The organism is Mycobacterium sp. UM_WGJ (assembly GCF_000455125.1).
Lineage (GTDB): Bacteria > Actinomycetota > Actinomycetes > Mycobacteriales > Mycobacteriaceae > Mycobacterium.
This window is the reverse complement of sequence record NZ_AUWR01000055.1, coordinates 94,860-109,893: the sequence shown is the minus strand read 5'-3', so window position 1 is coordinate 109,893 and position 15,034 is coordinate 94,860. Positions and strand designations below refer to the sequence as shown.

The following is a 15,034-nucleotide window of genomic DNA, read 5'->3' as shown; positions in this document are numbered from 1 at the left end:
CTGCGAAATCTCAGAGCACCACCGTCTCGTTGCCCACCCGGATCACCCGGTCCTGGCAGTGCCATTGCACCGCACGCGACAACACCGCCCGCTCCACGTCGGCACCCAACCGCACCAGATCGGTGACGCTGTGGGTGTGGTCCACCCGCACGACGTCCTGTTCGATGATCGGACCCTCGTCGAGCACCTCGGTGACGTAGTGCGCGGTGGCGCCGATCAGTTTCACGCCGCGCTCCCGAGCTCGCTGATAGGGCGCCGCGCCGATGAACGCCGGCAGGAACGAATGGTGGATGTTGATCAGCGGACAGCCCACCGCCTCAATGAAGTCGCCGGTGATGATCTGCATGTAGCGGGCCAGCACCACCAGGTCCACGTTGCCGCAGAGCAACTGCAGCTGACGCTGTTCGGCCTCGGCACGGATGTCGCGGGTCGCGGGGACATGGAAGAACGGCACCCCGAACGGGCGTACCTGCTCTGCGAGCTCCGGGTGGTTGGAGATCACCATCGCCACGTTCATCTCCAGCTCGCCGCGGCGGTTGCGCCACAACAGATCCAGCAGGCAATGGTCGGTCTTGGATGCCATGATCGCCACCCGCTTGGGCTTGGCGGCCTCGGTGAACCGGTAGTCCATCGAGAACCGTTGGGCCACCGTGGCGCCGAACCGCTCCTGGAGCCCGTCCAGGGCCGCCGGCAGGCCGGGCAGGTGAAAGATCGCCCGCTGCACAAAGGTCCCGTCTTCGGGAGCGGTCGAGTGCTGATCGAGCGAGATGATGTTCGCGCCGGCGTCGGCCAGGAAGGCGCTGACCGCGGCGATGATCCCGTGGCTGTCTCGGCAGTTCAGCAGCAGTCGGCCGATATCGGTGGTCGCCTGGGCGCCGGACTGTTGCGGATAGCGCTGTTGAGCCTGCCCTGGCGTCGCGGTGCCCCCGTGGCCCCCAGAACCGTTCGTCATGGCCGCCCTTCGTCGATCTCCGACTTCAACGGGTCAGGCTACCGGGGGAGTGGACGAGAATCCGACACACCGGGCGACTAACACAGTCACACGCGTAACACAGGGCACACTAGTAACAACAACTATGCCTGGAGGGTGCTGCCGTGTACCGAGTGTTCGAAGCCCTTGATGAACTGGGCTCCATCGTCGAAGAGGCCCGTGGCGTGCCGATGACGGCAGGCTGCGTGGTACCCCGCGGTGACGTCCTGGAACTGATCGACGACATCCGCGACGCCATCCCCGGAGAACTGGACGACGCTCAAGACGTCCTTGACGCCCGCGACTCGGTCCTCAACGAGGCCAAGGAGCACGCGGAATCGATGGTCAGCTCGGCTACGGCCGAAGCCGACTCGCTGGTCAGCCATGCGCGCGCGGAAGCCGACCGGTTGCTGGCCGACGCCAAGGGGCAGGCTGACCGGATGGTGGCCGAGGCCCGCGGACACAGCGAGCGGATGCTCGGCGAAGCCCGCGAGGAAGCGGCCCGGCTCAGCGCAACCGCCAAGCGCGAGTTCGAGACCGCCACCAGCCGCGCCCAGGCGGAATGCGATCGGCTGGTCGAGAACGGCAACGCCGCCTACGAGAAGGCCGTGCAGGAAGGCATCAAGGAACAGCAGCGGCTGGTTTCGCAGAACGAGGTGGTGACCTCGGCCCGTGCCGAATCCACCCGGCTGATCGATTCGGCGCACGCCGAGGCCGACCGGATGCGCGGCGAATGCGACATCTACGTCGACGCCAAGCTGGCCGAATTCGAGGACTTCCTCAACGGCACGCTGCGTTCGATCAACCGTGGTCGTCACCAACTGCGTACCGCCGCGGGCACTCACGACTACGCGACTCGCTGACCCGAGAACGCCAAGTAACGCGCTGCGTAGAATCGCGGCATGGCGAGGCACCCTGGCGCAGGTATGAAGGCAGCACGGCGGCAGCTGCCTGCGCCGTTCGTGGTCGATGTCTCCCGGTTGGGACGGCGCCCCGGTGCATTGATGCCGCTGCAGGAGCAGCGGATCAGCCCCACCCGCATCGGGCTGGATCTGGTGGCGATTCCTGCGGATGGCGCAGTCGATCTGGATCTGCGGGTGGAGTCGGTCTCGGAGGGGGTTCTGGTCAGTGGCGTGGTCTCAGCGCGCACCACGGGCGAGTGCGCGCGGTGCCTGCAGCCGCTGACCGGCGATGTCGAGGTCGAGTTGACTGAGTTGTACGCCTACCCCGACAGCACCACCGACGCCACCACCGACGACGACGAAATGGGCCGGGTCGTCGATGACGCGGTGGACCTCGAACAGGCCATCGTCGACGCGGTCGGCCTGGCTCTGCCGCTGTCCCCGCTCTGCGTCCCGGACTGTCCGGGACTGTGCCCCGACTGCGGGGTGGTGCTGTCCAGCGCCGAGCCCGGCCATCACCACGACAAGATCGATCCGCGCTGGGCGAAACTGGCCGGAATGCTGGAACCGCAGGACGGCGGCGGGCCGAGCGATGACGGTGAGCGGTGAGCCGTCCCCGGCAAGCGGTGCTGGATGCACTCGGCGTCGACCTCGCCGACGACCTGCTCACGCTGGCCGTCACGCACCGCAGTTACGCCTACGAGCACGGTGGCCTGCCCACCAATGAGCGCTTGGAGTTCCTGGGCGATGCGGTGCTCGGACTGATCATCACCGACGAGCTGTTCCACCGCCATCCCGACCGGCCCGAAGGAGATCTGGCCAAGCTGCGCTCCAGCGTGGTCAACACCTCTGCTCTGGCCGATGTGGCGCGCCGCCTGACCGAGGACGGGCTAGGGGCTCATCTGCTGCTCGGCCGGGGCGAGGAGAACACAGGCGGCGCCGACAAATCCAGCATCCTGGCCGACGGCATGGAGTCTTTGCTGGGGGCGGTGTACCTCCAGCACGGAATCGACACCGCCCGCGAGGTGATCCTGCGCCTGTTCGGTCCGCTGCTCGATACCGCGGCCACCCTGGGTGCCGGTCTGGATTGGAAGACCAGCCTGCAGGAACTGACCGCCGCGCGCGGCCTGGGCGTACCGTCCTATCAGGTCACCTCCACCGGACCCGATCACGACCGCGAGTTCACCGCGGCCGCTGTCATATCGGACACCGCGTACGGCACCGGCGTCGGGCGCACCAAGAAGGAAGCCGAGCAGAAGGCCGCGGCCGCGGCCTGGCAGGCCTTGGATGGTGCGGTCAACGACCCACAGCAGGCCTGAGAATGCCCGAACTTCCCGAGGTCGAGGTGGTTCGGCGTGGCCTGAACGCGCACCTGGTCGGGCGCACGATCACCGGGGTGCGGGTGCACCATCCACGGGCGGTGCGCCGCCACGAGGCCGGTCCCGCCGATCTGACCGGCCGGCTGCTGGGCGCCCGGATCACCGGCACCGACCGGCGGGGCAAATACCTGTGGCTGCTGCTGAGCGGTGCGGCGGCCGACGAGGCCCTGGTGGTGCACCTGGGTATGAGCGGTCAGATGCTGCTGGGGGAGCTGCCCGACACCAGGCACCTGCGGATCGCCGCCGTGCTCGACGACGGGACGAAAGTCAGCTTCGTCGACCAGCGCACCTTCGGCGGGTGGCAGCTCACCGATCTGGTCGCGGTGGACGGCAGTGTGTTGCCGGTACCGGTCGCCCACCTCGCCCGCGACCCGCTGGACCCGCGCTTTGATGCCGAATCGGTGGTTGAAGTGCTGCGGCGCAAGCACTCCGAGATCAAACGCCAACTTCTCGACCAGACCGTGGTGTCGGGAATCGGCAACATCTACGCCGACGAAGCACTGTGGCGAGCTGGGATTCGCGGCACCCGAACGGCCGACCGACTGTCCCGGCCGCGGCTGCGGGCACTGCTGGCTGCCGCGGCAGAGGTGATGAACGACGCGCTCGCCGCCGGCGGCACCTCGTTCGACTCGCTGTACGTCAACGTCAACGGTGAATCCGGCTACTTCAGCCGGTCACTGGACGCCTACGGCCGTGAAGACGAGCCGTGCCGGCGTTGCGGGACTCCGATTCGCCGGGCGAAGTTCATGAATCGATCGTCGTACTTCTGCCCGAACTGCCAACGCTGACACGGGAAGTCGATCGGGGTCACTCGAAGATGTCACGATAGACCCGGCCCGGAGGCAGATTCGGATCGACGAACCACTCGCGACCGAATGCGACGCCGGCCACTTGCGGGGGAAGGCGCATCAGCACCGCGAACAGACGTGCCGCGGCCGCGCTCGCGCCGATCTGAGAGCGATGCGCGGCGAAGGCATCCCGCTTCTGCCGGGCGAACCGAAACACATTGATGCGGTGCGTGATGCTGGATGCCGGTGCGTAGGCGGTGCGTACCACCTCACGTCCGTAAGGCGCCGGCAGATGCAGTAGGCGAGCGCCATGCTCGACCCGGGTCAGCATCTCGCGGGGCATCGTCGCCTCGAGCACACGCGGCGTCGCGGCGATCTGCGCAGCCCGCTTACCGACATGATGGACGCGCACGTGATCACGGTGGCCGTAGCCGCCATTGGACTGATAGCTCAGGAGCAGATCAGCGTCTTCGTCACGCAGGATGGCCGCCAGTCGCTGCGCCGCCTCCTCGATGTCGGCGCGGGCGAACCTGACTCGCCCCGGCGGATCGGGATAGAACTCCGCGCCGAACCCACTGTCGGCGTAGCCCAGACATTCGACTCGGTGTGCGCCGAGGGTCGTTGCGCTCGCGTGCAATTCGGCCAGCCGATCGTCGTCGCCGTCATTGACGCGGCCATCGGTCGCCACCACCACCACGACGCGATGCCCCCCGGCCGCCGCCCGCGCCAGAGTTCCCCCGGTCAGAATCGCCTCGTCGTCGGGATGGGCGTGGAATGCGACCACTGTCGCCATAAATATCGAGTATGCCCGCGGTGGCCCGCTGGGTCAGCGCCGCAGCTGCGCGACGCGCCGTCGAACGTCCTCGCCGGCCTTGATCAGTGAACCGCAGTCGAACGGCGGTTGGGGGTCGTACTCGATCAGGAGCTGAATGGCGCAGGCCGTTTCGGCGTCGGCCAGCAACTCGGCCAGCCGCAGCGCCATGTCGATGCCGCTGGAGACCCCTGCCGAAGTGACCAGCCGCTGCGGCAGATGCTCGACCACCCGTTGCTCCACGTAGCGGGCGCCCAGGTGTTCCAGCAGTTCGACGGCGCTCCAATGGGTGGTCGCGGTCAGCCCGTCCAACAGCCCGGCGGCGGCCAGCAGCAGGGAGCCGGTGCACACCGAGGCGGTGAACCTGGTGTGGGTGTGCGTCGTGCGCACCCAGTAGAGCAACTCCGTGTCGTCGAGCAAGACCCGCGTCCCGACACCGCCGGGGACGACCACGACCTCCGGTGCGGTCAGCTCGTCGAATCGGGCATCGCAGACGATTCCGAGCATCCCGTTATCGCTGCGGACCTCGCCGCGGCGGTGCCCGACGAAAATCACCTCGACGTCCGGGAGCCGTTGCAGCACCTCGTATGGCCCGATGGCGTCCAGAGCGGTGAATCGCGGGAAGAGCGGGATCGCTACCTGCACGGATGTCCCCTCGGCTGTTCGGCGAATGGTGTTGCGGGGAAAGCCCGACAATAACGTGAAGCGGCGCAAAAGAATTCGTTTCGACGGGATACGCAGCGCTTCTTGCAGATGCGGAATGAGAAACTTAGCGGGTCACCGCCGTCGGCCTAGCGCAGGTTCGGCGCCGTCACGGCTGCAAAGATGTCCCCATGACGGATTTATGGGTGGAGCGCACCGGGACCCGCCGCTATACCGGACGCAGTTCGCGGGGCGCGCAGGTGCTGATCGGCAGTGAGGACGTCGCCGGCGTCTTCACCCCCGGGGAGTTGCTCAAGATCGCGTTGGCGGCATGCAGCGGAATGTCCAGTGACGCCCCGCTGGCCCGCCGGCTCGGCGACGACTACCAGGCCACCATCGAAGTCTCCGGCCCCGCCGATCGGGAGCAGGAGCGCTATCCGCTGCTGGAAGAAGTCCTGAAGCTGGACCTCTCGGGTCTGGACGATGCGGAGCGGGATCGGCTGCTGACCGTCGTGTACCGGGCGATCGATCAGGTCTGCACGGTGGGCCGCACACTGAGATCCGGTACTGAGGTGCGCCTTGCGATCGACTCCGGTGACCGGTCCTGACGTCCGCCTGTCCGCCTGGGTGCACGGCCACGTCCAGGGCGTCGGCTTTCGGTGGTGGACGCGTTCGCGGGCACTGGAGCTGGGCCTGACGGGCTACGCCGCCAACCGGCCCGGCGGCCGCGTACACGTCGTCGCTCAGGGCCCCCGCGCGGACTGCCAGCGCCTGCTGGAGCTGCTGCAGGGTGGCACCACGCCGGGCCGGGTGGACACGGTCGTCGTCGACTGGACGGACGTCGGGGACCCGATCGACGGATTCGCCGAACGCTAGACCGGTAGTCTCACACCCCGTGCACCTCAAGAGTCTGACGCTGAAGGGCTTCAAGTCCTTCGCCGCGCCGACGACTCTGCGCTTCGAACCGGGCATCACCGCGGTGGTCGGACCCAACGGTTCGGGCAAGTCCAACGTGGTCGACGCGCTGGCCTGGGTGATGGGGGAACACAGCGCCAAGACCCTGCGCGGCGGCAAGATGGAAGACGTCATCTTCGCCGGTACCTCCTCGCGCGCCCCGCTCGGTCGCGCCGAGGTCACCGTCACCATCGACAACTCCGACAACGCGCTACCGATCGAGTACGCCGAGGTCTCGATCACCCGGCGGATGTTCCGCGACGGCGCCAGCGAGTACGAGATCAACGGTGCCAGCTGCCGGCTGATGGACGTCCAGGAACTGCTCAGCGACTCCGGCATCGGCCGTGAGATGCACGTCATCGTGGGTCAGGGCCGGCTGGCGCAGATCCTGGAGTCTCGCCCCGAGGACCGCCGGGCCTTCATCGAAGAGGCCGCCGGGGTGCTCAAGCACCGCAAGCGCAAAGAAAAGGCGGTCCGCAAACTGGACGCGATGGCGGCCAACCTCGCCCGCCTGACCGACCTGACCACCGAGTTGCGCCGCCAGCTCAAACCACTGGGCCGCCAAGCCGAGGTCGCCCGGCGTGCGGCCACCATCCAAGCCGACCTGCGCGACGCCAAGCTGCGGCTGACCGCAGACGACCTGGTGTCGCGGCAGGCCGAGTTCGCCGGAACCACCGACGCCGAGGCCACGCTGCGCCGCGAGCACGACCAGATCACCGAGCGTCTGGCGGTGGCTGCCGACGAACTGACCGCCCACGAGTCCGCGGTCGCCAGCTTGACCCAGCGCGCCGAGGGTGCCCAGCAGACCTGGTTCTCGCTGTCCGCGCTGGCCGAGCGGGTCAGCGCCACCGTGCGTATCGCCACCGAACGCGCACACCATCTCGACGACGAGCCGATCACCACCGCCGGCGTCGACCCCGACGCGCTGGAGGCCGAGGCCGAGCAGGTGGCCGCGGCCGAGCAGCAGCTGCTGGCCGAACTGGCCGAGGCCGGCATCCGGCTGGAGGCGGCCCGCGCCGAGTTGGCCGAACGGGAGCGCCGCAGCACCGAGGCGGAGAAGGCGCATCTGGCTGCCGTTCGTGCCGAAGCCGACCGGCGTGAGGGCCTGGCCCGGTTGACCGGTCAGGTGGAGACGATTCGGGCTCGCGTCGAGTCGATCGACACTCACGTCGGGCAACTGTCGACGCGTATCGAGGAGGCCGCCGGGCGGGCTCAGGCCGCCCAGGCGGAGTTCGAGACGGTTCAGGGCCGGGTCTCCGAGCTCGATCAGGGCGAAGTCGGTTTGGACGAGCACCACGAGCGGACCGTGGCCACCTTGCAGCTGGCAGATGAGCGCGTCACCGAACTGCAGGCCGCCGAACGCGCCGCCGAGCGCCAGGTCGCTTCGCTGCACGCTCGTATCGAGGCGTTGTCGATGGGGCTGGAACGCCGGGACGGCGCCGCCTGGCTCACGGCGAACCACACTGGCCCCGGGCTGTTCGGGTCGATCGCGAAGCTGGTCAAGGTCCGCGCCGGGTACGAGGCGGCACTGGCTGCGGTGCTCGGATCTGCCGCCGATGCGCTGGCCGCGGAGGACGCCGGCGCGGCCCGCTCGGCGCTGCACGCGCTCAAGACCGCTGACGGCGGGCGGGCGGCGATCGTGCTGGGGGACTGGCCACTGCCGGCCACCGGACAGCGCGCAGAACTGCCGGACGGAGCGCTGTGGGCAGTGGAGCTGATCGAGGCCCCCGAGAAGTTGCGCGGTGCGCTGACGGCCATGCTGTCGGCGGTGGTGGTGGTCGACGACCTGCCCAAGGCGCTGGAGCTGGTGGCCGCACGCCCCAGGGTGCGCGCGGTGACGCTAGACGGTGATCTGGTCGGTGCGGGCTGGGTCAGCGGTGGATCGGATCGCAAGCCGTCCACCCTGGAGATCAACAGCGAGATCGACAAGGCCCGCGCTGAACTGGCCGCCGCCGAGACACAGGTTGGCGAACTCGGCGCGGCTCTCGCCGGAGCGCTGGCCGAGCAGTCCGCGCGCCGGGACGCCGCCGAGCAGGCACTGGCCGCCCTCAACGAGTCCGACGCCGCTATCGCTGCCACCCACGAGCAGCTGGGCCGGCTGGGGCAAGAGGCGCGCGCCGCCGAGACCGAGTGGCGCCGGCGGCTGCGTGAGCGTGACGAGCTCGAGGCCGGCCGGGCGCAGACCGTCACCGAGCTGAGCGAGCTGGAAACCCGGCTGCGTAACGCCGAAGAAGATCAGCCGACGGCCGCCGTCGAGCCGGTGGATCGCCAGCAGATCGCGGCCGCAGCGGAGGCGGCGCGCAGCGTCGAGGTGGAGGCCAGGCTGGCGGTGCGTACCGCCGAGGAACGCGCCAATGCGGTACGCGGCAAGGCGGATTCGCTGCGTCGGGCGGCTGCGGCTGAACGCGAGGCGCGGGTCCGCGCCGAGCAGGCCCGCGCCGCGCGCGCACGCGCGGCGACGACGGCCGCAGCGGTGGCCGATGCCGGCAGTGCACTGGCCCAGCGCCTGCAGCATGTGGTGATCGCGGCAGCGCGGATCCGTGACGGGCTGGCCAGTGAACGTCAGCAGCGGGCCGCCGCGATGGTCGCCGTCCGTGACGAGGTGAACTCCCTGAGCACCCGGCTGACCGCACTCACCGAGGCACTGCACCGCGACGAAGTCGCCAAGGCGCAGGCCGCGTTGCGCATCGAACAACTCGAGCAGACCGTGCTCGAGCAGTTCGGCATGAGTTCGGCAGATCTGATCGCCGAGTATGGACCGGACGTCGCGCTGCCACCGACCGAACTGGAGATGGCCGAGTACGAGCAGGCCCGGGACCGCGGCGAACTGGTGATGGCTCCCGCCCCGATGCCCTTCGACCGCGCCACCCAGGAGCGCCGGGCCAAACGCGCCGAACGCGAACTGGCCGAACTGGGCCGGGTCAACCCCCTGGCGCTTGAGGAGTTCGCGGCGCTCGAGGAGCGCTACAACTTCTTGTCCACCCAGCTCGAGGACGTCAAGGCGGCCCGCAAAGACCTCCTCGATGTGGTCTCCGACGTTGACGCGCGCATCCTGCAGGTCTTCACCGACGCCTACGCCGACGTGGAGCGCGAGTTCACCGAGGTGTTCGCGGCGCTGTTCCCCGGAGGCGAAGGCCGCCTGCTGCTGACCGACCCCAGCGACATGCTGACCACCGGGGTTGACGTCGAGGCCCGTCCGCCCGGCAAGAAGGTCAAGCGACTGTCGCTGCTGTCCGGCGGGGAGAAGTCCCTGACGGCCATCGCCATGCTGGTGGCGATCTTCCGGGCCCGCCCGTCGCCGTTCTACATCATGGACGAGGTCGAGGCCGCGCTCGACGACACCAACCTGCGCCGGCTGCTGGCGCTGTTCGAGATGCTGCGGGCCCGCTCCCAGCTCATCGTGATCACCCACCAGAAGCCGACGATGGAAGTCGCCGACGCGCTGTACGGGGTGACCATGCAAGGTGACGGGATCACCGCGGTGATCTCCCAACGCATCCGGGGCGAAGAGCTCGTTTCCAGCCCGGGCTAGCCTGTCCGCCTCGGCCCGCCAAGACCCTGAAACAATGGCGCGGTGTCTGAAGGTCTCTGGATCGCCCTAGCGGTCGCTGCCGCGCTCGTCGTCATCGCCGCACTGGTCTTCGGCTTGGTGCGCCACCGCCGGCGGCGTATCAGCCTGTCCGCGCCGCAACGCGAGAGTCTGGACCGTTCCGGCGGCTACACCGCCTCCTCGGGTATCACCTTCAGTCGCACGGACACAGCGGAGCCGCCAGCCCCCATCATCGGCGACGATGCGACTGTTCCTCGTGACGCTCCGCGGCGCACCATCACCGACGTCGACCTGCCCGACGCGCCGGTCGAAGTACTTCCCGAACCCCAGGCGGCGCCGGCGCCCGAGGCCGTCGAGCCGGACATCGAGCCCGTCGCAGGCCGGATGGACAGACTGCGTGGCCGGCTGGCCAAGTCGCAGAACGCGTTGGGGCGCAGTGTGCTCGGGCTGCTCGGCGGCGGGGATCTCGACGATGACTCCTGGCAGGACGTCGAGGACACCCTGCTGGTCGCTGATCTGGGTCCGGTGGTCACCGAGTCGGTGGTGACTCAGCTGCGCGAGCGGCTGGCCGGCGGCCAGGTGCACACCGAAGCGCAGGCGCGTGCGGTCCTGCGCGACGTGCTGATCGGCGAGCTGCAGCCGGCACTGGAGCGGTCCATTCGGGCACTGCCACACGACGACCACCCCTCGGTGCTGCTGGTGGTGGGTGTCAACGGCACCGGCAAGACCACCACGGTAGGCAAGTTGGCACGGGTGCTGGTGGCGGACGGGCGCCGAGTGGTGCTGGGCGCGGCGGACACGTTCCGCGCCGCAGCGGCCGACCAGCTGCAGACCTGGGCGGCGCGGGTGGGAGCGGAGGTGGTGCGCGGCGCCGAAGGCGCGGACCCGGCCTCGGTGGCGTTCGACGCTGTCGACAAGGGCATCGCCGACGGCGTCGATGTGGTGGTGATCGACACCGCGGGACGGCTGCACACCAAGACCGGTCTGATGGATGAGCTCGGCAAGGTCAAGCGGGTGGTGGAGCGCCGCGCCGCCGTCGACGAGGTGCTGCTGGTCCTGGACGCCACCATCGGGCAGAACGGCCTGGCCCAGGCCCGGGTGTTCGCCGACGTCGTCGATATCACCGGGGTGGTGCTGACCAAGCTGGATGGAACCGCCAAAGGGGGGATCGTGTTCCGGGTGCAGCAGGAGCTGGGGGTACCGGTCAAGCTGGTGGGGCTGGGGGAGGGGCCCGATGATCTGGCCCCCTTCGAGCCGGGCGCGTTCGTCGACGCGCTGCTCGGTTGAGCGCTCCGGCCTTGATCGTGACCGTCTTGTGACCTCGGCTCGGCCATAAGGTAATTTTTGCCTGTGATCCCCTCAGCGTTTGGCGCGGTCGCGCGCTGTCTCACCCCCCTCCTTGCCGTTGCGGCCCTGGCCGGCGCGGGCGTCGCCCAGGCCGACGGTGACAACCCGCTGGGCGGCATGCCCTTCTATGTCGACCCCATCTCCAAGGCGATGCATGCCTCCAACGCACAGCCGGACAGCGCCGAGCTGGCGCGGGTGGCCAACACCCCTCAGGCGTACTGGCTGGACCAGGCGTTCGGGGTGGGATCTGTCGGCTCCACGGTGGCCCGGCACACCGGCGCGGCCGCCGCGGCCGGTGCAATGCCGGTGCTGGTGCTCTACGCCATCCCGCACCGTGACTGCGGCAGCTACGCCGCGGGCGGATTCTCCTCCGGCTCGTCCTACCGGGCCTGGATCGACAGCGTCGCCGACGGGATCGGCGGCAACCCGGCCGCGATCGTCCTCGAGCCCGACGCGCTCGCAATGGCCGACTGCCTCTCCGGTGATGCACGTCAGGAGCGCTTCGACCTGATCAGCTACGCCGTCGACACGCTGGGCCGCAACCCGGCCACGGCCGTCTACGTCGATGCCGGGCACTCGCGATGGGTGAGCGCCGGAGAGATGGCCAACCGGCTCAACCAGGCCGGTGTGGGGCGTGCGCGCGGTTTCGCCCTGAACTCCACGAACTACTTCACCACCGAAGAGGAAATCGGCTACGGCGAAGAGATCTCGGGGATGACCGGCGGCGCGCACTACGTCATCGACACCTCCCGTAACGGTGCCGGCCCGGCCGAAGGCGATCCCTTCTACTGGTGCAACCCCAGTGGACGGGCGCTGGGCACGCCGCCGACCGCCAACACCGCCGGGCAGCACGCCGACGCCTACCTGTGGGTCAAGCGGGTCGGGGAGTCCGACGGCAGCTGCGGCTCCGGCGAACCCGCCGCGGGACATTTCGTCAGCGAGTACGCCATCAACCTGGCGCGCAACGCGGGCTGACCGGGCAGAACTAGCGTCCGGTCGCGAAGTAGTAGTACTTCGATGGCCTTCTCGACCCGGCTTCGCGAACAGCAGTCCCACGGCAACGACTTCGAATAGTCGGTCGAGGCCGGACTACAGTGGCGGCATCGGCTAGAGGGGAGTCTTCCCATGATCGAGCTGCTGCCGGACATGCCGCAGGGAGTGACCGGAATTCGTGTTTCGGGGCGCCTGCGCGGCGACGAACTGCGTGAGATCAAGCCCTCGCTGCACGACCTGCTGCGCGACGGCGGCGATGTCAGGATCGTGGAGGTCATCGACTCCGACTACGAGGGATTCGGGCCCGGCGGGCTGCTCGAGGACATCAAGCTCGGTCTCGGCGCCGTACTGCCGCATCACTCGGCGTTCAAACGCATCGCGATCGTCTCCGACAAGGAGTGGGTTGCCCACGTCCTGCATGCGCTGGAGTGGATGATCCCCGGCGAGCTCAAGGTGTTCGGTCTCGATGACGTCGAACGTGCCAAGGAATGGGCCGCCGGCTGAGCGGCGGGTGACCGTCGACGGCAACGCCCCGGTCGTATGGTCAAGCGGTGACGATCAGCTATGACGAGACGCTGCGCGAACGGATCCGGACGCATCTGGGCGGGCACGCCCGCCGGACCGTGACCGACCCGTCGAAGCGGAACGCGGCGGTCGCGGTGGTGATCGTGGACTCCGAAGTCGGCGAAGACCGGGCCGACCCCGCGCCGGTGGACGACTGGATCGCCGGTCGGCCCATGCCCGAGGCTGGTCTTGACGGTCGCATGGTCGACGTATCCGGGGGTGCTGCATTCCTCTTGTGTCGCAGAGCCTCTCGACTCACCTCGCATGCCGCGCAGTGGGCGCTGCCCGGTGGCCGCCTGGATCCCGGTGAAACCGCGGTCGACGCGGCACTGCGCGAGCTGGACGAGGAGGTCGGCATCAGGCTGCCCGACTCCGCCGTGCTGGGTCTGCTCGACGACTATCCGACCCGCTCGGGATACGTCATCAGCCCGGTGGTGATCTGGGGCGGGGGGCGGCTCGATCTCCGTCCCGCGCCGGCCGAGGTGGTGGCGGTCTACCGCGTAGGGCTACATCAGCTGCAGCGCGATGACTCGCCGCGATTCGTCAGCATTCCCCAGAGTCCCCGTCCGGTCGTGCAGATCCCGCTGGGCAATGACCTCATCCACGCGCCGACCGGGGCGGTGCTGTTACAACTGCGATGGTTGTGCCTGGAAGGCCGAGGCGACCGGGTCGACGAGTTGGAGCAACCGGTATTCGCCTGGAAATAGGTTCCGGCGCAGGCGCCGGGCCCTAGGCTGCGCTGCATGATCAAAGACCGTGCGGCAGTGGTCGCGGGCAGTATCCGGCTGGCGTCGGGTATCTCGTTTCTGGTCGATCCGCTGCGGGCGAACCGGCTGTGGGGAGAGCCGGATGATCCGGGGCCGTCCGCGCGCCTACTGCTTCGGTCGATGGGCTACCGCGATGCTCTGATCGGGGGGCTGTTGCTGTACGCGGCGGCGTGTGGCCGGGACACCCGCGGCTGGTTTCTGGCGTCCGGTGGTGCTGACGCGGCCGACCTGCTGGGCGGGATGAGCGTGCACGCCGACCTCAAGCGCGGCCAGCAGATCATCGGCCTCGGTGGAGCGATCGTCGGCATCGGCGTCGGGCTCTGGGGTGCCACGCGCCGACCCGCTACGGCACACCCCTAGATGGTGCCGGGCGTCCGCTTTGGTGCTGAGATTGCGCCCAGGGCTGTACATTCCGCGGTATCCGCGACCCTGGACGCAATCTCAACCTCGGGGACGAAAACTACTTCGGTGGCATCCGAATGCCGCCGTCCACGCGGACGACCTCGGCGTTCATGTAGGAGTTGGTGAGCAGTTCCACCACCATCGACGCCAACTCCTCGGGCTTGCCGAGCCGGTGCGGGAACAGTACGGACTCACCGAGCTTGGCCTTGAAGGCCTCCGAGGCCTCGCCCTCGCCGTAAATCGGGGTGTCGATGAGACCGGGGGCCACGGTGTTGACACGGATGCCCGCCGCTGACAGGTCCCGGGCGACCGGCAGGGTCAGGCCCACGACGCCGCCCTTCGACGACGAGTAAGCGGCCTGGCCGATCTGGCCGTCAAAAGCCGCAACACTGGTCATGTTGACGATTGCGCCCCGCTCGCCGGTGTCGGTGAACTCGTTGCGGCTCATCGCGGTGGCCGCGATCCGGATGCAGTCGAAGGTGCCGACCAGGTTGATGGCGAGAACCTTCTTGTAGGCGTCGAGGTTGTGCGCCGACTCGAACTCGCCGTCCTTGCCGATGGTGCGCTGAGCCCAGCCGATACCGGCCGAGTTCACCAGCGCCCGCAGGGGACCCAGGTCGGTCGCGGTGTTGACCGCGTCGATGATCTGCTCGGTGCTGGTCACGTCGACGGACACGAACACGCCGCCGATCTCGTGGGCCAGCGCCTCGCCCTTGTCCGCCTGCAGGTCGGCGACGACGACCCGTGCGCCCCTGTCGGCCAACTGGCGGGCAGTGGCCGCGCCGATTCCTGATGCGCCACCGGTGACGATCGCGCTTGCTCCATTAATATCCACGAATGACACCCTACTTGGACGGTGTTCCGCGCTACGATTCGGGAAGCCGAAAGGCCGATTTTTTATCATGCCCCAATAAGCACAGTTATGTCAATCTGGCTGGCTTTCTACCGAACTACTGACTAAAACT

At 68.6% G+C, this 15,034-nt stretch carries 16 protein-coding genes; 12 read left to right on the top strand and 4 right to left on the bottom strand.

Annotated features, from left to right (window positions below; genetic code table 11):
- Positions 1-10 precede the first annotated feature (10 nt).
- A complete protein-coding gene (gene purU, locus N416_RS0116735) occupies positions 11-952 on the bottom strand; it encodes a formyltetrahydrofolate deformylase (protein ID WP_024443255.1) in 942 nt (313 codons plus the stop codon).
- A gap of 143 nt (positions 953-1,095) precedes the next feature.
- Between purU and sepIVA the strand changes: the two genes are divergently transcribed.
- Genes sepIVA through mutM form a run of 4 tightly spaced genes read left to right on the top strand, consistent with a single transcriptional unit; the run spans position 1,096 to position 4,039 of the window.
- Positions 1,096-1,833 (top strand): cell division protein SepIVA, encoded by a 738-nt coding sequence (gene sepIVA, locus N416_RS0116730; RefSeq protein ID WP_024443254.1) that lies wholly within the window; start codon positions 1,096-1,098, stop codon positions 1,831-1,833.
- A 39-nt stretch (positions 1,834-1,872) separates the two neighbouring features.
- Positions 1,873-2,481: a DUF177 domain-containing protein gene (locus N416_RS0116725; RefSeq protein ID WP_024443253.1), complete on the top strand. Its 609-nt coding sequence runs from the start codon at positions 1,873-1,875 to the stop codon at positions 2,479-2,481.
- The gene (gene rnc, locus N416_RS0116720; RefSeq protein ID WP_024443252.1) at positions 2,478-3,191 is read left to right on the top strand and encodes a ribonuclease III; all 714 of its coding nucleotides are present in this window, start codon (positions 2,478-2,480) and stop codon (positions 3,189-3,191) included. Before N416_RS0116725 ends, rnc begins: the two co-directional genes overlap by 4 nt.
- Positions 3,192-3,193: 2 nt before the next feature.
- Complete coding sequence (mutM, locus tag N416_RS0116715; protein WP_024443251.1) at positions 3,194-4,039, top strand: bifunctional DNA-formamidopyrimidine glycosylase/DNA-(apurinic or apyrimidinic site) lyase; 846 nt, start codon at positions 3,194-3,196, stop codon at positions 4,037-4,039.
- 19 nt (positions 4,040-4,058) lie between these two features.
- On the opposite strand, the gene N416_RS0116710 is transcribed toward mutM, so the two are convergent.
- A complete protein-coding gene (locus N416_RS0116710; RefSeq protein WP_024443250.1) occupies positions 4,059-4,832 on the bottom strand; it encodes a PIG-L deacetylase family protein in 774 nt (257 codons plus the stop codon).
- Between the two features lie 33 nt (positions 4,833-4,865).
- Positions 4,866-5,495, bottom strand: coding sequence for a DJ-1/PfpI family protein (locus N416_RS0116705; protein ID WP_024443249.1), 630 nt, complete (start codon positions 5,493-5,495; stop codon positions 4,866-4,868).
- A 188-nt stretch (positions 5,496-5,683) separates the two neighbouring features.
- On the opposite strand from N416_RS0116705, the gene N416_RS0116700 reads away from it, so the two are divergent.
- From N416_RS0116700 to N416_RS0116665, 8 genes are all read left to right on the top strand, one after another.
- Entirely contained in the window at positions 5,684-6,100 is a 417-nt protein-coding gene (locus N416_RS0116700) for an OsmC family protein (protein WP_024443248.1), read from the top strand.
- Positions 6,087-6,368, top strand: a complete 282-nt coding sequence (locus N416_RS0116695) for an acylphosphatase (RefSeq protein ID WP_024443247.1) — start codon at positions 6,087-6,089, stop codon at positions 6,366-6,368. The genes N416_RS0116700 and N416_RS0116695 overlap by 14 nt, the downstream gene beginning before the upstream one ends.
- 19 nt (positions 6,369-6,387) lie before the next feature.
- On the top strand, positions 6,388-9,978 hold the full coding sequence (smc, locus tag N416_RS0116690; RefSeq protein ID WP_024443246.1) for a chromosome segregation protein SMC: 3,591 nt from the start codon (positions 6,388-6,390) through the stop codon (positions 9,976-9,978).
- Between the two features lie 42 nt (positions 9,979-10,020).
- Positions 10,021-11,283 carry a signal recognition particle-docking protein FtsY gene (gene ftsY / locus N416_RS0116685; RefSeq protein ID WP_024443245.1) on the top strand — a complete coding sequence of 421 codons (1,263 nt, stop codon included), beginning with the start codon at positions 10,021-10,023 and terminating at the stop codon, positions 11,281-11,283.
- A 63-nt stretch (positions 11,284-11,346) separates the two neighbouring features.
- Positions 11,347-12,318, top strand: coding sequence for a glycoside hydrolase family 6 protein (locus N416_RS0116680; protein WP_024443244.1), 972 nt, complete (start codon positions 11,347-11,349; stop codon positions 12,316-12,318).
- Positions 12,319-12,468: 150 nt separating this feature from the next.
- Positions 12,469-12,840 carry an STAS/SEC14 domain-containing protein gene (locus N416_RS0116675; protein WP_024443243.1) on the top strand — a complete coding sequence of 124 codons (372 nt, stop codon included), beginning with the start codon at positions 12,469-12,471 and terminating at the stop codon, positions 12,838-12,840.
- Between the two features lie 47 nt (positions 12,841-12,887).
- A complete protein-coding gene (locus N416_RS0116670; protein WP_024443242.1) occupies positions 12,888-13,607 on the top strand; it encodes a CoA pyrophosphatase in 720 nt (239 codons plus the stop codon).
- 36 nt (positions 13,608-13,643) lie between these two features.
- Positions 13,644-14,027, top strand: a complete 384-nt coding sequence (locus N416_RS0116665; RefSeq protein WP_024443241.1) for a DUF4267 domain-containing protein — start codon at positions 13,644-13,646, stop codon at positions 14,025-14,027.
- A gap of 100 nt (positions 14,028-14,127) precedes the next feature.
- Here N416_RS0116665 and N416_RS0116660 read toward each other — a convergent pair whose 3' ends face one another.
- Positions 14,128-14,904: an SDR family NAD(P)-dependent oxidoreductase gene (locus N416_RS0116660; RefSeq protein WP_024443240.1), complete on the bottom strand. Its 777-nt coding sequence runs from the start codon at positions 14,902-14,904 to the stop codon at positions 14,128-14,130.
- Positions 14,905-15,034: the final 130 nt, after the last annotated feature.